At 45.9% G+C, this 19,375-nt stretch carries 22 protein-coding genes and 2 pseudogenes; 18 read left to right on the top strand and 6 right to left on the bottom strand.

Annotated features, from left to right (window positions below; translation table 11 throughout):
- The first annotated feature begins 227 nt into the window (after positions 1-227).
- Together K7I13_RS07655 and K7I13_RS07650 are read left to right on the top strand one after the other, a co-directional pair.
- Entirely contained in the window at positions 228-392 is a 165-nt protein-coding gene (locus K7I13_RS07655; protein ID WP_369413656.1) for a DNA methyltransferase, read from the top strand.
- A complete protein-coding gene (locus K7I13_RS07650; protein ID WP_255944685.1) occupies positions 313-558 on the top strand; it encodes a DNA methyltransferase in 246 nt (81 codons plus the stop codon). The genes K7I13_RS07655 and K7I13_RS07650 overlap by 80 nt, the downstream gene beginning before the upstream one ends.
- A 21-nt stretch (positions 559-579) precedes the next feature.
- Here the strand turns inward: K7I13_RS07650 and K7I13_RS07645 are convergent, their stop codons facing one another.
- A complete protein-coding gene (locus K7I13_RS07645) occupies positions 580-924 on the bottom strand; it encodes a secondary thiamine-phosphate synthase enzyme YjbQ (RefSeq protein WP_255944684.1) in 345 nt (114 codons plus the stop codon).
- Positions 925-1,141: 217 nt separating this feature from the next.
- Here K7I13_RS07645 and K7I13_RS07640 point away from each other — a divergent pair, with 217 nt between their 5' ends.
- From K7I13_RS07640 to K7I13_RS07620, 5 genes and pseudogenes are all read left to right on the top strand, one after another.
- Complete coding sequence (locus tag K7I13_RS07640; protein WP_255944683.1) at positions 1,142-1,492, top strand: hypothetical protein; 351 nt, start codon at positions 1,142-1,144, stop codon at positions 1,490-1,492.
- Positions 1,492-2,270 (top strand): annotated as a pseudogene (locus tag K7I13_RS07635) (PTS transporter subunit EIIC). Before K7I13_RS07640 ends, K7I13_RS07635 begins: the two are co-directional and overlap by 1 nt.
- Positions 2,231-3,262, top strand: a complete 1,032-nt coding sequence (locus K7I13_RS07630; protein WP_255949178.1) for an EAL domain-containing protein — start codon at positions 2,231-2,233, stop codon at positions 3,260-3,262. The pseudogene K7I13_RS07635 and the gene K7I13_RS07630 overlap by 40 nt, the downstream one beginning before the upstream one ends.
- 52 nt (positions 3,263-3,314) lie before the next feature.
- Positions 3,315-4,025: a CASTOR/POLLUX-related putative ion channel gene (locus K7I13_RS07625; RefSeq protein WP_255949177.1), complete on the top strand. Its 711-nt coding sequence runs from the start codon at positions 3,315-3,317 to the stop codon at positions 4,023-4,025.
- Positions 3,962-4,789, top strand: a complete 828-nt coding sequence (locus K7I13_RS07620; protein ID WP_255949176.1) for a hypothetical protein — start codon at positions 3,962-3,964, stop codon at positions 4,787-4,789. Before K7I13_RS07625 ends, K7I13_RS07620 begins: the two co-directional genes overlap by 64 nt.
- A 116-nt stretch (positions 4,790-4,905) precedes the next feature.
- On the opposite strand, the gene K7I13_RS07615 is transcribed toward K7I13_RS07620, so the two are convergent.
- Complete coding sequence (locus tag K7I13_RS07615; protein ID WP_255949175.1) at positions 4,906-5,664, bottom strand: M23 family metallopeptidase; 759 nt, start codon at positions 5,662-5,664, stop codon at positions 4,906-4,908.
- Positions 5,665-5,914: 250 nt separating this feature from the next.
- Positions 5,915-6,510 (bottom strand): annotated as a pseudogene (locus tag K7I13_RS07610) (SAM-dependent methyltransferase).
- Between the two features lie 25 nt (positions 6,511-6,535).
- Between K7I13_RS07610 and K7I13_RS07605 the strand changes: the two are divergent.
- The 6 genes from K7I13_RS07605 (at position 6,536) to K7I13_RS07580 (ending at position 11,149) form a co-directional block, all read left to right on the top strand.
- Entirely contained in the window at positions 6,536-7,600 is a 1,065-nt protein-coding gene (locus K7I13_RS07605; protein WP_255949174.1) for a polyprenyl synthetase family protein, read from the top strand.
- Complete coding sequence (locus K7I13_RS07600) at positions 7,597-8,118, top strand: tetratricopeptide repeat protein (protein ID WP_255949173.1); 522 nt, start codon at positions 7,597-7,599, stop codon at positions 8,116-8,118. Before K7I13_RS07605 ends, K7I13_RS07600 begins: the two co-directional genes overlap by 4 nt.
- A gap of 207 nt (positions 8,119-8,325) precedes the next feature.
- The gene (locus K7I13_RS07595; RefSeq protein WP_255949172.1) at positions 8,326-9,135 is read left to right on the top strand and encodes a TIGR00282 family metallophosphoesterase; all 810 of its coding nucleotides are present in this window, start codon (positions 8,326-8,328) and stop codon (positions 9,133-9,135) included.
- Positions 9,136-9,138: 3 nt separating this feature from the next.
- Positions 9,139-9,537, top strand: coding sequence for a SoxR reducing system RseC family protein (locus tag K7I13_RS07590; RefSeq protein ID WP_255949171.1), 399 nt, complete (start codon positions 9,139-9,141; stop codon positions 9,535-9,537).
- Positions 9,538-9,846: 309 nt separating this feature from the next.
- The gene (locus tag K7I13_RS07585) at positions 9,847-10,122 is read left to right on the top strand and encodes a hypothetical protein (protein ID WP_255949169.1); all 276 of its coding nucleotides are present in this window, start codon (positions 9,847-9,849) and stop codon (positions 10,120-10,122) included.
- Between the two features lie 34 nt (positions 10,123-10,156).
- On the top strand, positions 10,157-11,149 hold the full coding sequence (locus tag K7I13_RS07580) for a hypothetical protein (RefSeq protein ID WP_255949168.1): 993 nt from the start codon (positions 10,157-10,159) through the stop codon (positions 11,147-11,149).
- Positions 11,150-11,346: 197 nt separating this feature from the next.
- On the opposite strand, the gene K7I13_RS07575 is transcribed toward K7I13_RS07580, so the two are convergent.
- Both K7I13_RS07575 and K7I13_RS07570 read right to left on the bottom strand, forming a co-directional pair.
- Complete coding sequence (locus K7I13_RS07575; protein WP_255949167.1) at positions 11,347-12,579, bottom strand: protein-glutamate methylesterase/protein-glutamine glutaminase; 1,233 nt, start codon at positions 12,577-12,579, stop codon at positions 11,347-11,349.
- 18 nt (positions 12,580-12,597) lie between these two features.
- Positions 12,598-13,413, bottom strand: a complete 816-nt coding sequence (locus K7I13_RS07570; RefSeq protein ID WP_255949166.1) for a CheR family methyltransferase — start codon at positions 13,411-13,413, stop codon at positions 12,598-12,600.
- 117 nt (positions 13,414-13,530) lie between these two features.
- Between K7I13_RS07570 and K7I13_RS07565 the strand changes: the two genes are divergently transcribed.
- From K7I13_RS07565 to K7I13_RS07545, 5 genes are all read left to right on the top strand, one after another.
- Positions 13,531-14,169, top strand: a complete 639-nt coding sequence (locus K7I13_RS07565; protein WP_255949165.1) for a hypothetical protein — start codon at positions 13,531-13,533, stop codon at positions 14,167-14,169.
- Between the two features lie 30 nt (positions 14,170-14,199).
- Positions 14,200-15,024, top strand: a complete 825-nt coding sequence (locus K7I13_RS07560) for an LptA/OstA family protein (protein ID WP_255949164.1) — start codon at positions 14,200-14,202, stop codon at positions 15,022-15,024.
- Positions 15,017-15,745, top strand: coding sequence for an LPS export ABC transporter ATP-binding protein (lptB, locus tag K7I13_RS07555; RefSeq protein ID WP_255949163.1), 729 nt, complete (start codon positions 15,017-15,019; stop codon positions 15,743-15,745). The genes K7I13_RS07560 and lptB overlap by 8 nt, the downstream gene beginning before the upstream one ends.
- Positions 15,746-15,997: 252 nt before the next feature.
- Positions 15,998-17,524, top strand: coding sequence for a ribonuclease Y (gene rny / locus K7I13_RS07550; protein ID WP_255949162.1), 1,527 nt, complete (start codon positions 15,998-16,000; stop codon positions 17,522-17,524).
- 534 nt (positions 17,525-18,058) lie between these two features.
- A complete protein-coding gene (locus K7I13_RS07545; RefSeq protein WP_255949161.1) occupies positions 18,059-18,385 on the top strand; it encodes a hypothetical protein in 327 nt (108 codons plus the stop codon).
- 17 nt (positions 18,386-18,402) lie between these two features.
- Here the strand turns inward: K7I13_RS07545 and K7I13_RS07540 are convergent, their stop codons facing one another.
- A complete protein-coding gene (locus tag K7I13_RS07540; RefSeq protein ID WP_255949160.1) occupies positions 18,403-19,308 on the bottom strand; it encodes a PfkB family carbohydrate kinase in 906 nt (301 codons plus the stop codon).
- Positions 19,309-19,375: the final 67 nt, after the last annotated feature.

Genomic DNA, 19,375 nt, shown 5'->3' with positions numbered 1-19,375 from the left:
GGGCCGGGGTGCAAAAAACAACTGGAAAACGGGATGGAAGATATATGGTTTGCTACAGTAGGCAATGACTATTATTTTGATATCGAGGCGGTAAAAATGAAACGGCGGGTCCTGGCCCCATACAGAGACAATGGCGTTCCAGAGACTGGGAAGAATCCGGCGGCGGAAAATACCGGCTTACCTGTCCGTCAAATTTCTGGGATGATATTTCCATTCCCTACTGGTCCATGCCTGAAAATACCGATCATCCGACCCAGAAGCCGGAAAAGCTGCTGGCAAAACTGATACTTGCCAGTTCACCTCCCGGAGGCCATGTGTTTGATCCGTTTCTTCGGCTCCGGTTCAACTTCGGTAACAGCAAAAAAGCTGGGACGGACTTATACCGGTGTTGAACTAAACGAAGATTATTGTATCTGGGCTGAAAAGAGGCTTGCCCTTGCCGATCAGTGTCCCGATATTCAGGGATATGCGGGAGGTGTTTTCTGGGAACGGAACACCGCCGGCGCCCAGCAGGCTGCCAGGCAGAATATCCGCCCCGAATGTTCCGGCCCTTCCTGAACCAGAGTAAGAGTATCCTGCTCAAAAAAGAAAACAGTCCCTGAAAATTATCCCATTACCTTTACATAAAAACGCCGCGAGCGGGTCCGTCAAATTCACAGAAATAAATGCCCTGCCATGTTCGAGTACAAGCTGTCCGTTCTCGATTATAACTGTTGTGCTTGCGCCCATACAGCTCGATTTGAGGTGCGCCGCCGAATTCCCCTCCATATGCCTGAATTCCGGCCTGTCAGGAAAGACCTTACTCAGGCCCAGCAGTAAATCATGCTGTACCGCCGGGTCGGCGTTTTCATTTATGGTAATACCGGCAGTAGTGTGCGGGCAAAAAACCACACACAGGCCGTCCTGTATTTCGCTTTTTTTCACGGCTTCCTTGTTTGGGCCGTTATATCGCTGAAACCTTCCCTTCCTGTCTGCAAACCGAATTCATAAACCATGGACCCCTCCAATATTTGATAAAACTACTGCATTTTTTTTAAATCGGTGTATAATTTGTTATATTAGTATCAGAGATTTTAAGTATTTTGAATATATGAAACGTTAAGCCAACTTAACAGCTTCTGAAACTTCTTTGGAGAGATATATGAACAGGCGAGAGAAAATCCTAGGGGTTGTTGCCAATATAACTAATAACAGTATTATTTCTTCAGTAACATATGGGCTGGTTACAACAGTCCCCCTGATGGTTGCAGGAGCGTTTGCGGTATTAATAAATAATTTCCCGGTTCCGGGCTACAGCGATTTTATGGCCGGTATTTTCGGTCCCAATTGGCGCAACTTCGGTAGTTTTTTATGGGACGGAACTTTCGGTATAATGTCCATTGCTATTCTGCTGTCAATCAGCTATTCCCTGTCCAGAGAAATCAGCCTAACCAAGAGAAACAATGTTAACCCAGTATTCCCGCCCTGGTTTCCCTGGCCTGTTTTATTATAATGAATGAATTCAATAATCCTTTTTCGGCCAATAATTTCGGCCCTAACGGGATATTTTTCGCCATTCTCATTTCTATAGCTTCTACCTTTGTTTTGTCTTTCTTTTATGAACACCGGCTTGTGCGGCGGAAATTTATTACGGACGATGCGGACCCTACTGTCGCACAAAACCTGTCGGCCGTCGAACCCGCCGTTTTGACTCTCCTCTTTTTTGTTCTGATCAGGATTCTGCTTACACTGATCGGAGTGACCGACATAAACCAGATTTTCATTAACCTCTTTGTCGATTTATTCAATAAATTCAACAGCGGATTTATTTCCGGCATCATGTTTAATCTTATAGTCCATATTTTGTGGTTTTTTGGCATTCATGGAAGCAATGTACTTGAACCGGTTGCCCAGAATATATTTGCGGCTAATCTGGTTGAAAATATGGATGCAGTTGCCCAGGGTCTGCAGCCCCAGTTTATCCTTACCAAGCCGTTTTTCGATATTTTCGTTTTTCAGGGGGGAGCGGAGCCGCGATCTGTCTTCTTGCCGCCATTCTTCTCGGCGCGCAGAGCAATGTCGCCGATATAGCGAAACTCTCCCTGTTTACCTGTATATTTAATATCAATGATCTTCTGATTTTCGGTATTCCGATTGTTCTTAATCCGGTCCTCCTTATTCCCTTTATTCTCGTTCCGATAACACTGACGACTACGACCTTTCTCGCCATGAAATTGCATCTGGTGCCTCTGTGTACCCAGGCAGTGGGGTGGACGACCCCTCGATTATAGGGGGATATATAACAACAGGTGCGATCAGCGGATCTGTGCTGGTTTTTGTCAATTTTCTTATCGGAGTCGCGATATATTATCCCTTTGTGAGAATGCTCGAATATCTGAAAGACGCGCGGAACAAGAAAAACCTGAAAGCTTTGAATGAAGAAGTTCTTTCAATAGAAACAAAATTCAAAACCAGAATAATAGACCGGTATGATATTGTGGGAAATCTTGCCCGTATTCTGTCAAAGGATATGATGTACGACCTGCATTATACAAACAATTTTTTCCTTGAATATCAGCCCCAGGTTAGCAGCGAAGGAAAGGTCGTCGGCGCGGAGGCTCTTTTGCGCTGGAGGCATTCAAAATTCGGCCTGATAATACCGCCTGTAACCATCCTTATTGCCGAGGAATCCAATTTTATAGAGGAACTCGGAAACTGGGTCATTAAAAATTCCTGCGCCCAGCTGGCGCGTCTGCGGAATATTGTCGACGATGACTTTGTCCTGTCATTCAACTTGTCTGCGGAGCAGCTTAAAAAGCCGAAGCTGGTCACCGTTATTGAAAGGAATATATCCGAATACGGACTGCGTCCGACCATGCTGAAAGCTGAATTTACCGAAACTGCGGCTATTGATAATTCGATGGTAACCCAGGAAACAATATCCAACATTCATAAGCTGGGCGTAAAACTGGCTATTGATGATTTCGGAATGGGCCATAGCTCCCTGCTGTATATCAAGGAATATGCCATTGATACCCTGAAATTTGACGGCGCGCTGGTAAAGGATATAACTTACAACAAAGATTCCCAGGATATAATAGGCTCAATAGTGAAATTGTGCGATACACTCAATATTGATACGATTGCGGAATTCGTCGAAACACAGGAACAGCGGGATGTTCTCCGGAGCCTGGGATGTAATATCTATCAGGGATATTATTTCAGCAAAGCCGTGCCGGAAAAAGAATTAATTGATTTTTTGAAGAAGGACCATTATAATTAAGCGGTGTATGAACTTCTTTCAGCGGGGAGCGGTGCATTACCTGTGAGGACTTATGTTTAAACGGCATTTCTCGGGTGTTAATCATATTTTGCTGCTCGGCTGGTCTTTTTCAACGCCTATTATTCTCGAAGAATTGGCGCAGACTGATCTGTTGAAAAAAAAGAAAATAGTTCTGATCGCCCCGAAAAAGGATATTCCCGGCAATCTGCCGGCGTCCGCAAAAAAACTGGGGCTCAAAATAATTTCCGGCGATCCTGAAAACCCTGACGATTTGCGTCTGGGTATGCCTGACAAAGCTTCTTCCATTCTGATAAACCTGTATGGCCGGCCTGACAATGATGAAAAGGCCATTATTATAGCCGGGCAGCTTAATGCCCTTATCAGTCAAAACGGGGACATCCCGAAAATAACCGCCGTTGTCGAAGATACGTCTGCTGCGCAGCGCATTACCGAAAAATACAATAGCCGCGTAAATCCGCTGTGCATTAAAATTCTGTTTCCTGCGATTATTGCCCAGATCAGCCGCCAGCGCTGTCTTTCACAGGTGTATGATGAAATTCTTTCCTTCCGGGGAAATGAAATATATTTTTATCCGGCGGCCCAATATGAAGGCGCAACATACAGCCAGATCCTCAGGGCTTTTGAAAACGCCTGTACGGTAGGTCTTTTGCACCGGGGGCAGGTTACGCTTAATCCCCCATGGCAACTGTTGTCGAAAAAGATGACCAGATCATTGTGCTTGCGTCATCCTCTTCAGGAATAAAGCCCTGCCAGAACCTGCAGCCTGCCCCGAAATATCATGATATTTCAGACTTTCAGATCAGCCCCCAGGCTGATGAAACGTTTTTATTCCTGGGCTGGAGCCCGGACTGCATTTATATGCTGAAAGCGCTCGCAAGCTATACCCAGAAACATTCCAGGGTCCGCATAATCTGTGAGGATATAAGCCAGCTTTCTTCCGGCGAGTTTGAAAAAATCCCCATAGAAATTACTGTCGAGCAGGGAAATATCTTTGACAAAAAAACGCTGTCCGACATCGACTGGCAGTTTTATGAAAATATTGTGATTCCGGGCTATGGCCCCGGCAATGATATGCTCGTCGCCAGAATGTACATCCTGTTAAAAGACGCCCTTGCGGACCGCGGTTTTATAAATAATATTACGGTTGTCTTTGATAACCTGCTCAGGAATATCGCGGAGGAAATTTCCGGCGTAAATATAGTTTCAGTTGATATTATTTTCCGTATTGCGGCCCAGATACTTGCCCATCCGGATGTAATGTACGCTATCCTTGAAATGATTTCCCCGGAAGGAGTGGAAGTATATTTGAAACCGGTTGAAAATTATATCGTACTTGAACGGGAAGTCGATTTTTTCACGATTATAGAATCTGCCCGCCGTTATAATGAAACGGCAATCGGATATATAACCGAGCAAACCAGCAAAATATCGCTTAATCCCCCGAAATTTGAAAAAAAACGTTTTTACCACTTTGACAAGATAATCGTTTTTTCGGACCATCTCTGACCGCACCCGGCGGTTTTATTCTGTAACAGAAATTTTATCTAATACCGTCCGCTTTTTCAGTCTGTTATGTATTATACGGAGAAATCAGCAAAATAAAGAAAGATTATACAGCGGAACTAATTCCACAGGGTCGCCGGGTTTATGGTCGCCCGGTTTTTGTATACGGTAAAATGGAGGTGGGGACCCGTACTTTGTCCGGTATTTCCGACCGTTCCGATTCTTGTGGAAGTTGTAACCCGTTTGCCCTTTGAAGTCAGGATAGTATTCATATGGGCATACATGGTCTGATAGCCGGAATGATGTGAAATAATGACATAATTTCCGTATGTTACATCAAAGCCGGTTGACGTAACGGTCCCGTCCAGCGCTGCGTATATGGGAGTCCCGCGGGAGCAGGCCATATCAATCCCGTTATGAAAGGTCCGTTTGCCGCTGAATGGGTTATCTCTCCAGCCATACCGGGATGAAATATAATACCCTCCGCGCAGCGGTTTGACAAAAAGGTCCCCATTTATTTCCTGAATGGTTACCCAGTCGAGCTTTGCGTCAGGAAGAAAGATCATCGAACCCGGAGTAACAATGTTGTCGGTAATATTGTTAACGACAGCTATTTTTTCCAGAGAAATGCGGTATTTATCCGCAATGGATTCCGGGGTATCGCCTTTTTTTGTAGTATAAATAATGCCATTCATCGAGGGTATTTTCAAAAGCTGGCCGATCTGGATATTTCTCGTATTGCGCAGGTTATTAAGGCTTATTATTGCATCCTGAGAAACCCCGAATTCTTCGGCGATTTTGCCTACAATATCACCTTTTTGGACTGTATAGATTACATAATACAGATCCGGGATTTTTTCGGTCTCTCCGGTTTCCATATCCGGCCGTTCCGAAGGTAGTCCCGTGTCCGCGCCCCCATACCCGTAAACTGTTCAGTATGGAATTCTTCTGTGATATTTTCGTTCTGCGTTTTATTGCAGGAAAATAATGTACATATAGCTAACAGTATGAAGAAACTGTGTATTAATTTTTGCGGAAAATGCCCCATGATTCACCCATTATAACATCAAAATGATTTTCTGTCTAAATTATCGGCTGAAAACAGCTTATTTTTTACAAATTTGCGGTTTATTTTTTTCCCGTCCCTATCAGATAGGTTTCAAAGCTCCCCTGGCGGCAGGCCTCCGGTTTAAAAGCCCTTGCAGCTGTGAACAGTGTCCTGAGTTTTTTCAAAAGCTGCTGCTCCTCACCGCCCTGAAACACTTTTACCGCAAAGCTTCCGCCTTCAAGAAGATATTCTCCGGCGTAATAAATAGCAAGTTCCGCGATTCCCGCCGAACGCGCGGTATCTACAGTACGGTTCCCGGTTGTCGGCGGCGCCGCGTCGCAGATTACCGTGTTATAGGGACCGTTTTCCCTGACTGCTTTCCGGATTTCCGGAGAAAACATATCACCCTGAAAAAAGAAAGGTTTACACCTTTTACATCCTTTGCAAGGGGGTTGAGGTCTACCGCTGTAATATGCCCGGTTCCGTCCAGCTTCCTCAGAACATAGACTGTCCAGCTCCCCGGCGCGGCCCCCAGATCAAGGATCCGCTGGTCTTTTTTTACCAGTGAGAATTTTTCATCCATTTCCTTCAGTTTGTATACGGACCGGGCGGGGTATCCTTCGGAAAATGCCTTCTGTGTCCAATAATCCGGTTTTTCATAGTTTCTGGGCGGCATGGGTTCCCCTTGCAAGAATACATAAATGCGTTACAATATTATTATGAATATAGAGTATACGCGCCGTCTTGAAAAGATAGAAGCTGTTCTTCTTGCCAATCTTCCGCGCCAGGCAGACCGGGACTGGATTGCCAGTTCCTTTTTTGCGGTCCCTGATGCGGTGCGTATTAATCATATTGATATTCTCCTTGATCCGTGCCGGGATTTGCTGGCAAGAGGCGGAAAACGCTGGCGTCCCCTGCTTATGGTGCTGGCCTGCGAACTGGCGGGAGGAGGCGAAAGGGCCTACGCTTTAACGCCGATTATTGAATTTTCCCATACAGCCAGTCTGATTCATGATGATATCGAAGATCATGCTGAAACCCGAAGGGGGAAACCGGCAATCCATCTCATCTACGGTGAAGATGTTGCCATTAACAGCGCTTCCTGGCTTTATTTTCATGCTCTTTCCGTTATTGATGTGTTTCCCTGTTCAGAATCCTTCAAGCTGATTTTATTCAAAATCGCGACCAGAGAGATACGCAAGCTGCATCTGGGGCAGGCAATGGATATAAAATGGCACAGGGATCCCGGTTTTTTGCCGGTCCGCGCAGAGTATGAGGCCATGGTAATGCTGAAAACAGGAACCCTCCCGTATATGGCCGGTGAAATAGGAATGCTTACCGGCGGAAAAGATGCGGCGGAGGCCCGTTCTTTTGGAGAGCTTTCCGCTAAAATAGGCGTAGGCTTTCAGGTTCTGGATGATGTAAGAAATCTGACAACAGGGAATCCGGGCAAAAAGAGGGGAGACGATATTGTTGAAGGAAAAAAGAGCCTTCCTGTGATCATGCACCTTGAAAAACACCCCGAAGACAATGCTTTTTTCTCACAGGCTTTTATCGAAGCCCGTCAGGAAGGTATCGATTCTCCGTATGTAGAGAAGATTATTGAACGGCTTTCCGCTTCGGGTGCCATCGAGCAGGCCCGGCAGTACGGAAACCAGCTTATTGAGCGCTCATGCCTTTCCCTTCGGGGCCGATACCCCGGAAAGGAGGAAGCCGACCTTATTGCCGATTTATTTGATTCAATGCGTGACGGGTTACGCGAATGAAAGAAACAGCGGAATATTTTAATTCAACAGCCCTCCTGCTCGCCTCGGAAGGAAAACACGCCGAGGCGGTTGCCTGTCTCAGGCAGGCAATACGTATTGATAAAGAGAATTATGTTCTGTGGTATAATCTTGCCCTGAGTTACCGGGCAATGGGGCAGTATGACGATGCCCGCAATGCTCTTTTACAGGCCCTTGAAATAAATCCTTTTGATGTTGATATTTTTGATACCCTTGGGGTTCTTTTGCACGAACTGGGCGAGGATACCATAGCGGAAGATGCTTATCAGGCCGCATTAGGAATTGCCCCCCAGAATGGACGCGTATGGAATAATTACGGAGTTCTGCAATTCAGCCAGAAACGGTATGAGGCTGCCTGCAAGTCTTTTGAAACGGCCGTGACCCTGCTTCCCGAATTCAATGATGCCCTGTATAATCTTCGTGATACCTACGAAGAATTGGGAAAAACGGATAAAATGAAAAAATGTTCGGCAATTCTTGCCGAGAGGGGTATCAGCTGATTCCCGTAATTTTCAGAAATTTTTAATAAAATACCCTGCCGCAGAACAGCGGAGTATTTTTCTCTCCCGAGGAATAGGTCTCGGGCTTAAAACCATGGAACCTACAAAAACTAACGTTTTTATAGGTTATTATATAAAGCGCCGCAGAGCAGGGCAGACCTTTGGTCTGGGGCATTAAACCCTCGCCTCGAATAAAACGGAGTTTTTGTGGGTATCCGGATACTATATGTTAGTGAAGTTGTCGGCAAAAGCGGACTCTGGTGTATAAAAAAACAGCTCCCCTCCCTGAAAAAAGAGATGAAGCCCGATCTTGTTATTGTTAACGGGGACGGGACCACCGGTTCTTACGGTCTGGGCCGCCAGCATGCGGGATACCTGCGCAAACTCGGGGCCGATGTAATAACCGGCGGCGACTGTATTTTTTTTAAAAAGGATATGGTTGCGGAAATTGACGCCCTTCCCTATGTTCTCCGCCCCGTAAACTATCCTCCAGAAAGTCCGGGCCGGGGCTGGCATTTTGCCAATGCCGGCGGCAGGAAAATAGCGGTAGTATCAATGCTGGGACATGCCGGGTTTTCCAGGGTACACAGCGAAAATCCCTTTACTTCCCTTAATGCGGTAGCTGCCCGCTTGTCCGAAGAGACGGATTTTATAATTGTCGATTTCCATTCCGGCGCAACGGCGGAAAAACAGGCCTTTTTTTACCACGCGGACGGAAAAGTTTCCGCGGTAATCGGTTCCCACGCCCGGGTTCAGACCGCCGACGAAAGGATCCTTCCGGGCGGCTGCGGCGTAATAACGGACGCGGGAAGAACAGGAAGCAGAAATTCGGTCGGCGGGACCGCCGCGGAACCGAAAATACGCGAATATCTGACCTGCATCCCGGACTGGTCCAAAGATGCCTGGGAGGCCCTGCAGCTGCAGGGAGTTCTGCTGGACCTTGACGATTCCGGAAAAACAAAGGCAATTTCCCGCATCGGGATTGAGTGCGCTGATCCGCCGCAGCAGGAAATATGATACATGAAAGAAAAAGTCAGAATAATAGCTATTGAAAAAGATACTATATCAGCTGTTCCGCTGGATAATTCCGCCTGCGGTAACTGCGGCAATACCGGCTGCGGCGGAAAAGGCGGTATTTTAAAAGTAAAAAACAGCAACAAGCTTGACATATATCCCGGAGCTGAAGTTTTTGTTCATATCCCGGCCGGCTTGCCTGTTTTTCAGGTTTTCAGCGCGATAGGCCTTCCTGTTTTCCTCGCGGCAGCGGCGCTTATACTGACGGCAGTCCTGCTGCCTTCTTCAGGCGAGCCTGTCCGGATTATAATTGCTTTCGCTGCCTTTCTCGCGGGCTGTGCGGCGGCAGTAGGCCTGTCCCGGCTGTTCAAAAATTCAACGCCTGAAATAATCAGTATATTATAGCGGGTGCCCGGTCTGTTTTTTAAATGATTAATTTTAAAACAGGCATAACTGTGGTACAATTTCCGAAAGGGGCGTGTTTATGAAAAAACCGGTACTATTGCCCGTACTCATACTATTATTGCAGATGGCGTCAGTACAGGCGAGCGGTACGGCTGACAAGGATTATGCTTTTTATCCGGGGTTTGGGATTTTCTGCTTACCGCAAGCACTGCGGAACGGGAATTTTCCTGGGGAAAAGCCCAGGTTGTTCCGAACCATTCCCTGGTTCTTGATTTATACGCGCTTTCGCCCTTTGTTGAATTCGGCGGTATGGGCCGCTGTGATGTTGAAAATATTGTTTCAAACGACAATGTTGTTGTCCTGACCGTTTTTTATGAACCGGAAAAACGTGAATATGATATGATCATCCATCTGATTAATGACACAAGCTTCTGGATTGAAGAGTTTTTCTTCTGCTGGCCTCAGGAGAGAACAGTATTTATTACAGGATATCCGGTCCTTCGCTGTAAAGACAGCTTTTTCCGCATAATATATTACTTTTCTGGTGGAATTTGCCTTCTCCTCATTTTTCTTTCCGTGATATAGTTGCCTTTCAAATAAAGAAGTGAGGAGTTTTAGAATGAAAAAGTCCGTTGTTCTCGGTCCGGCGCTTGTCTGCGCATTATTTATTTCCTGCGCAACCAGGCAGGCTGTAACAATTACAACAGCTGAATACCCGGCGATAGCCTCGTCTGTACAGGACGCGAGCCTGTCCCTGCAGGATGTAGAAGTTGAACTGAGTTCATCCCGTTTTGACTTGATTGATCTCAGGGACGCAACTCTTTCCGTAAACGGGGTGGATGTTCCGCTTGCCGGAAAATTCATGGAAGAAGAAAGAAAGAGCGGAATCGGGCAGGTCGGAGTCCTGGATACCAACATTTTTGCCAAATCAGGCCTCAAAGATGCTTATCTTACCGATTATTTTTTCAAAAAAATGGAAAACCTGCTTTCAACGCAGGAAGATTATGTTATTCCCATTTCACGTTCCCAGCGGACATATGGTGATTATGCGACCCGGCCTCTTATATATGACCTGAGCGATTATACGCTTCAGTATGCAAACAAACCGTACCCGTATTCCTTCGACCCTGAAGGAGAAACGCTTACACCCGTTTTTACGAAAATTCTGACCGGCGGGGCCGCTGATTATATCCTTACCATCAGTGTAGATGTTGAAAGTGAGGTGTATGAGATCCTTGAACCCGATTCAAACCCCAATCTCGCGCCAAAGGATCACAAGCCGGTAACAGGTGATTATTTTCTGTACCGCGCCGCCAGCGCTAAATTTTCGCTTAAAAATTCACAAACCGGTGAAATCCTCATATCGCAAAAGACAAAGCAGCCTTTTTCCCTCAAAGGACCTTCCCCTATAGGATATATGGTGCAGAATTATGTATATCTTCCTGTGGCGAACAAGGACGCCGCGGCATACGCGAAATATTTCAGGAATTACAATTTTACCGACAGCGCCAATGAGATTCTGGATATGCTTGCGGAGGAACTGATCCGGCTGTTCCGGCCCTTCTATGTAAATGTAAATGATTATGTAAAAGTTGAAAAAACGGAAGAATAATAAAATACCTCGCCGCAGAGCAGGGCAGACCTTCGGTCTGGAGTATTTTTCTCTCCCGTGGAATTGGTCTCAGGTTTAATACCATGGAACCTACAAAAACTAACGTTTTTATAGGTTGTTATTAAACCCTCGCCTCGAATAAACGGGAATCATATGCAGGTTAAGTCCTGCATATGACCAATTGCGATACCCGCCTGTTATTTCCTGAATTCCATGCCATAGCGGTTAATCGCGGAAGCAATTTCGGACAGCGGCAATTGTTCCATTATGCCTCCCATCTCGTATGCGACCCGGGGCATACCGTATACAATACTCGAATTCTGGTCCTGCCCGATTGTTCTGGCTCCCTCTTTATACAGTTCCGTAATCTGCGCCGCCCCGTCCCGTCCCATTCCTGTCATAATAATTGCGAGCGCATGGTTCTGGTAGTTCTTTTTAATCGATTCAAAAAGGACATCAACTGAAGGGCGATGACCGTTTTGAGGCGGGTCATCCGTAATCCGGACCGTTGTCGCCAGAGGTTTTCTTTCAACTATCATATGAAAATCCCCGGGCGCAATCAGAATTCTTCCCGCTTTGACAATATCGCCGTCCTTTGCCTCTTTTACTTCCAGCGGACATATCCTGTTTAAGCTATTGGCGAATTCTTCGGTGAAACTGGGCGGCATGTGCTGAACGACAACAATAGGCTGCGGCAAATCGGGTGACAAATGGGGAAAAACTTCTCTCAGAGCATTCGGCCCGCCGGTTGAAATGCCTATTGCGATTATTTCAATATTGCCTGGACTGCGTACCGGCACCGGTTTGGCCTGCGTCCTGTCCTTTCCGGGGAAAGAAATATGGGAAACATGCGGAGTTCTCGGCCGCTGAGGTATCTCGGGAACCGCCGGTACCGCGGTATTGTCAAGCTCAGGCTCAATATCAATTTTTGAAAAGCTTCTTTCCATATCTCCCAGCGAGGTCCCGAATGAACGGAGCTGGTCAACCGGCAATGGTTTTATCAGGCCTGACTGCTTTTTAATGTGGTATCTGCTGCCGTAACCGTACAGAAGCTCAATAATCTGGTTCGCTACGGTATGAAGATCGAGGGATTCCGATCCTGATGGTTTTGTTACAAAGTCGCTTGCCCCGAGTTCCAGACACTGCATGGTAACATGGGCTCTGGCTTTTGCAATACTTGATAATATCACAACAGGAATTTCTATGCCGAGTTTTCTTCTCGCCTCAAGAAATTCAATGCCATTCATTTCAGGCATTTCAATGTCAAGAATAATAACATCAGGGTGAATCTGGGCAAGTTTTTTCAGCGCGAAACGCCCGTTCATAGCTTTGTCAACTACATACAGATCCGGGGAGCTTGAGATTATGTTACCAATTAAACTGCGCATGAGCGCAGAGTCATCGACTACTAAAACGCCTATTTTATCCATATTTTGTTATTCCTGAATTTAGATATTCTTTTGATAGAGACAAGCCCAATCGGTCTTGAGGAATTCAAACCGCGTATTCATGCCAAACAGTGATTCCGAATGTCCGATAAAAAGATAGGATTTCGGAGCCATCGCGTCCCAGAAACGGTCAATTACCGCTTTCTGGGCGGCTTCATCAAAGTAGATTAAGACGTTTCGGCAAAACACAATGTCAATATTGCGCAGCCCTGAATCATGTTTCAGGTTATGGTAGTCAAAACGGATCATTTTTATGAGTTCGTCACGTACCTGATACCCGTCATTTTTATGGTCAAAGAATCTGCCCAGATAATTATCGGGAATACCCACAATCCTGCTGTCGGTATAAAACCCCATTTTTCCAACCATCAGACTTTTAAGGGATATATCGGAGGCGACAATTTCGGCGGTAAAAGCCGGAGGAAGTTTGTCCTTGAGGATCATTGCTATGGTGTAGGGTTCTTCCCCTGTTGAACATCCTGCGCTCCAAACCCTGATTTTGTTATCGCCGGAAACTTTTTTCAGGTTAATGAGCGCGGGAAGTACATAATTAATCAGAGCGTCAAAATGGGGCTGGTTACGGAAGAATCTTGTCAGATTCGTGGTGACGGAATCCAGCATAACCTTGAGTTCTTCCTTGTCTTTGCGGACAAGATTATAGTACTCCGCAGGAGTCGCGAGATTGGTTTCCCGGAGCCTGTCTTTAAGGCGGCTTTCAAGAATAGTCCGATTCATTGACGAAAAAGTTATACCGCTTTCATCATAAATTAATTTGCGATATAGTTCAAAATCGGTGTCGCTGAGAAATTCAGACATAATAACTCCATATCGACTTTTTTGGACGATTACTTGAAATTTAAAACTTCTTACATATAGTGTCAATGCGATAAAGCACATTTTGACGAAAATAGAGAATAACTGTATAGTAAATATATGTATATTTTTGAAAAAAAGCCGTTTTTTATCGGTATTTTTCTCTTTTCTGCCTTTTTATCCGGCTGTTCATTTAATTACAATGACGGGTTGGACTATGAACGGGCCGTCCCTGATATGGTCTTTATGGAAGCCTCCGCCGGGAGGTATGAAAACGCGCAGCTGTCCATGCTTTTCAGCGCGCGGCTCCTCGAAATATATGATACGGACAGAATCTGGGCGGGTGAAGGCGTTTTTTTTACGGAATATTCAGGCAATGGAGCTGAGACAATAGAGGCTGAGGGTTCCGCAGGGGTTATGCTTATTAACGATGAGGCTGAAATCTATTCCCTTGGGATGGGTGCTTCCTTTTATGTTGTTTCTGACAGTATATATCTGAGGGCGCCGGATTTGCGCTGGCAAAAAAAACAGCACCATTTAAGCGCGCCCCATGCCGGATTGGTTGAAATCGAAAAGGATGACGGCTCCATTATCCGGGGAACAGGGTTTTTTGCCGATACATTAAGCCATTCCTATAGCTTTGAAAACGAAGTTTCAGGTATTTTATCCCGGGAAACCGGTGAAAGTGATGAAAATTCCGGCCAGGTTCCGGAAAATGATACCAATCAGGACGGAACTGAAAATGAACAGATACCGTAACATTATGCCTGCAGGGACATTTAAACATATATGGATATAACAAAAAAGTTGTTCTGCATATTGGGAGCCTTTCTTTCCTTCAGCATTCTGGCTGCTGATACGAATGATATCAGTTTTTCCGCGGACCGTATGTCCGGTTCGACCTCGAAAAAGAGCAGCGTTACGGTACTGGACGGAAACGCCAATGTTACTGTCGGAACACTTCAGATAAACGGCGATATAATTGAATTATCGGGCAAGGATTTCCGATATGTAAACGCGCGGGGAAATGTCGCCGGACGGGATGAGGAAAAGGGCTATACCTTTCATGCCGAAGAGCTTTCCTATGACCGGGACACTGAAGTTGCTTCTTTCCGGGGCAGTGCCAGACTTTCCGATTCGAAAAACAATGTTGAAGCCTCCGCTGTACTCATTACCTATAACCAGAAAACCGAAACCGCGCTTTTGCAGATTAATGTAAATCTGGTAAAGAATAATATTGAATGCAAGGCGAATTTTGTTCTGTACAGGCGGGGACTGTCCCTGCTTGATCTTTCCGGTTCTCCGCTGGTTATCCGTGACGGAGATGAATTCCGGGCGGACCGTATTTCGGTCAATCTTGATACCGAGCAGATCATTCTTGACGGTTCCGTCAGCGGAACTTTAAAGGATACCAAGCAGCCTTCCGGACCTCCCGCGTCATCCGGGGCACCTTCTCCGTCCCCCGCGGACCCCGTGCAGCGTACGGTTTCGGAAACGCCGCCGCAGATTGTTCCTCCGCCAGTTCCCGAGGAAGTTTCAGACGGACAGGAAGAAGCCGGAAGCGGGACGGACGGCGATGAAATAACTTCCCTGGAGGAAGCAGATAATGATTGATACCTTACGGGCCGAGGGGCTCAATAAATTTTTCCGCAAAAAGCACGCGGTCCGGGATGTTACTTTTTCAATGCAGTCGGGAGAAATCCTTGGACTGCTTGGCCCGAACGGGGCAGGAAAAACCACGACTTTTTATATGATTGTAGGCTTTTACAAGCCGTACAGCGGAAATATATATATGAATGACAGGTCTGTTACCGATCTTCCCATGTACAAGCGGGCACATGTCGGACTTTCATACCTTCCGCAGGAAGCTTCCGCCTTCAGAAAACTTTCAGTCGAGCAGAATATTCTTGCTGTCCTTGAAACCAGAAAGGATTTATCAAAGGCGGAACGCATGCAAAAACTGGATTCGCTTATTGACGAGTTCGGCATACAGGCTGTCAGAAAACAGGCCGCCTATACTCTTTCCGGGGGCGAGCGCAGAAGGACTGAAATAGCCCGTTCTCTCGCAATAGAACCGAGGTTTCTTCTTCTTGACGAACCCTTTGCCGGCATCGATCCCATTGCGGTTCATGATATAAAGGCAATAATCCGGCACCTTGCCGCCCAGAATATAGGAATTCTCATTACCGACCATAATGTCCGCGACACTCTCGAAATAACGGACCGCGCCTGTATTATCAATAAGGGAGAAATAGTGGAAGAAGGCCCCCGTGAATATATTCTCAATTCCGAAGTCGCCCGGCAGGTGTATCTGGGCGAGGAATTCAGAATGTAATGCCGGGGTTCTTTTTCAGAAAACAGGAGCCATGAAAATGGCCGGTTTAAGAAAAAAGGATTTTGACGGATATTTATACGCGAAAAAAGCAGATTTTTATTGTCTGAACAGGAAAAAGAGGAAAAAAAATAAAAACACTGAATAGTAAAGGCACATTTCGGCCCAGTTTTTTATTTTCCTTGACAACGTACTTTTTTCAGTGATAAATTAACAATGAACAGCATACTATAATATTGGAAGGAGCATACCTATATGACTACTTTGTATGTAATCCTGCCGATTGCTGGACTAATTCTTGGATGGTCTATTCGCTGGCTGTACGCCAGATTTCAACTTTCTGCATCTGAACAGCGTGCGGAACGTGTAAAACAGGATGCAATAAAAGAAGCAGAGGCTCAAAAGAAGGAAATACTTCTAGAAGCAAAAGAACAGCTTATTCGGGAAAGAAATCAGCAGGAGCGGGAGAATCGTGAACGCCGAAGTGAACTTCAGCGGTATGAGAAGCGTTTAACTCAAAAAGAGGAAACGCTTGATAAAAGGACCGAGACGGTTGACAAGCAGGAATTGCTGTTTGCCGAGCAGGAAAAAAGTTTTGTTGAACGTGAAAAACTTCTTCAGAATGAAGAAGAGCGTTACAGAAAAGAACTTGAGCAGATATCCGGGCTGACCGCGGAAGAAGCAAAAGCCCTTATTATTAAAAATCTGGAAAACGAAGCAAGACATGACGCCCAATCGATGATAAACAAGATTGAGCAGGAAGCCCAGCTTTCTTCGGAAAAGAAAGCCAGGGAATTGCTTGTTGCTACAATCCAGCGTATCGCGACGGAAACAACCAGTGACGTCACAGTCGCTACAGTCTCTCTTCCCAGCGATGAAATGAAGGGACGGATTATCGGCCGGGAGGGACGGAATATCCGGACCCTGGAAACGCTTACCGGCGTTGATGTTATTATTGACGATACTCCGGAGGCCGTCGTTATTTCCTGCTTTGATCCGGTCCGGAAGGAAATTGCCAGGGTCTCTCTGGAACGGCTTATCCTTGACGGGCGGATACATCCCGCGCGGATTGAGGAAATTGTCCAGAAAGTTACCCGGGAAATTACCCAGAAGATATATGAAGAGGGAGAAAAAGTCCTTTTTGATCTGGGAATTCATAATATGAGCCAGGAAGGCGTACGGGCTCTCGGACGGCTGTATTTCCGTACCAGTTACGGACAGAATGTTCTTAACCATTCAAAAGAAGTGGCCATGATAGCCGGGATGCTTGCCGCCGAAGTCGGCGCAAACCGGGAGATTGCCCGCCGGGCGGCCCTTCTTCATGACATCGGTAAGGGCGTTGAGAATGATTCCGACCAGAACCATGCCGAAGTCGGTATGGAGATGGCCCGTAAAATGAATGAGGACCCGCGTATTATTAATGCGATCGGTTCCCATCATAATGATATTGAACCAACCAGTATTGAGGCTATTCTGGTCCAGATTGCCGATGCCATTTCGGCGGCAAGACCGGGAGCAAGGCGTGAAACAATCGATAATTATGTTAAGCGGCTTGAAAACCTTGAACAGATTGCAGAGAGCTTTGATGGTGTGGAAAAAGCCTACGCCATCCAGGCAGGCCGGGAGCTCAGGGTTCTGGTAAATAATGAAAAAATTCCGGACGGGGACGTTAAGGACCTCGGCCGTGAAATTGCGAAGAAAATTGAAAGCGATCTGCGGTATCCGGGACGTATCAGGGTGACCCTTATCAGGGAAACCAGGATTGTGGAATACGCGCGGTAAGCCATAACAAAAAACAATAAAAAAGCTCCGGTAATATCACCGGAGCTTTTTTATTGCCACTGTATTTCAGCACTAAGAAATACTCTTAACCTTCGGATATTTCGCTTTAAGTCTGTTAAACATAATTCAAACACGCATTTTCCGTCCTGTCAAATATTTTTTCCGGAGAAAAACAGTAACAAAACAGAATATCTCAAAGACCCTGTACATTTCCGGCAAGTGTTTATACTATTGAAACACGTACAGGATCTATCGCCTCCGGCGGGATTAACCATGGACCTTTCCAAACAGACTGGAAAAAAATTATATGGACAATAAATTTATTCAAAACAGGCAGCCGGTGAATACTATCCGGCTTAATCTGTCAGACGATAGTCTGATATTTGATTCATTTTCATTATCACAAAAAAAGGACCGGAGGAAAAAGCCATAGCGCTTGATGATGATACACGAATAAATAATGAAATAATCGAATATCTGAAACGGGAAATACATTACAGCCCGATTACAGGCAAAATAATTATAGAAATAGAATTGCTGCCGGAAAAAACCGGAAAGATAGAAATTATAAAAGAATTAATCAACAAAAATATAAAACGTGAAATTGATAATACCCTGAAAGAAAACAGGCGGAATAAAAGGGCGGCAGGTATCCTGACCCTTTTGGGAATGGCGGTATTTTCGGTAAGCAATATCTTTCCGTATTTTAAGGACAACAGGGCTCTTAATGAACTGTTTGTAATTGTCACCTGGGTGTTGGTATGGCGCGCCGTGGAATTATTCTTTTTTAACAGAAACAGCCTTAAAACAAGAAGACTGGTACAAATATATACCGCGGAATATAAAGTAAAGAAAGTATAAAAAGAACCTCTTCCCTTTCACAGTGAATTAAATACATCCGGGGACAATGTGGCTTCTTTTACGCTTACGACTTTTGACGCGATGAGATTTGCCCGGGCAACAGCTTCCTCCAGCGTTTTTCCCTGTTTGAGTCCTGCGATGACCGCGCCCATATGGCTGTCCCCGGCGCCTATCGTGTTAACGATCCGGGCAGGAAATCCCGGGCTGTGAAATACCCTTTGACCGTCCGGTTTTTGCGCGTCAAGACAGAAGGCCCCCTTTTCCGAAAGCGTAATGATGACGGAATTGCGGGCCATACAATATAACTGCTCCGCCGCTTCTTCAACTGTTTCCGTTCGGGTAAAGGTCAGGGCTTCCGTTTCATTCAGATGGAGAAGGGGACTGAACGCGAGAATGCGTTTTATTTTTTCAGGATCTATCAGATGTATCCGCGGACCGGGCGCAAAGAAAACGGGCAGGCCGGGATAGGTTTCCAGCCAGTCAATAATAACTCCTCCGGTTGTTTCTTCAATTTCGATTCCGCATAAAAAAACCCCGTCGAATTCATTGGCATCAAGCGCCGCGAGCCAGTCCGGCTTGAAAAAGTATTCCGCGCCATGATCGCAGAGAAAGGTCCGTTCCCCATCCGGTTCAACCAGGCAGTAACAGCAGCCGTTGTCCATGTCCGTTACCTGAATGGCCGGAACAATGTCCCGCTTTGAAAGTTCCCGTTTAACGAAATCACCGTATATACCGGTCCCGACCGGTGACAGCAGAAAGTATGGCAGTCCCGACAGACGGAGTATCTCTGAAACATTGAACGCGCAGCCGCCCGGCGCGGCGCTCTGGGCTTCAACATTTACATCCTCGCCTGTTTTCGGAATATGTCCGACTGAAATAATTATGTCCGCAACGGTTGAACCGATGATAAGAGTTGGTTTCATGTTTCAGTCTGTAAATAATACCGTTTATTCTCAGGGAGGAAAAGCCTGGGTTTCACGCTTTAAATTA

This window comes from Brucepastera parasyntrophica (assembly GCF_022376835.1).
In the GTDB taxonomy this organism is placed as follows: Bacteria; Spirochaetota; Spirochaetia; order Treponematales; family Treponemataceae; genus Brucepastera; species Brucepastera parasyntrophica.
Note: the sequence above shows the minus strand (reverse complement) of the source record. Positions and strands in the feature narration are given on the sequence as shown.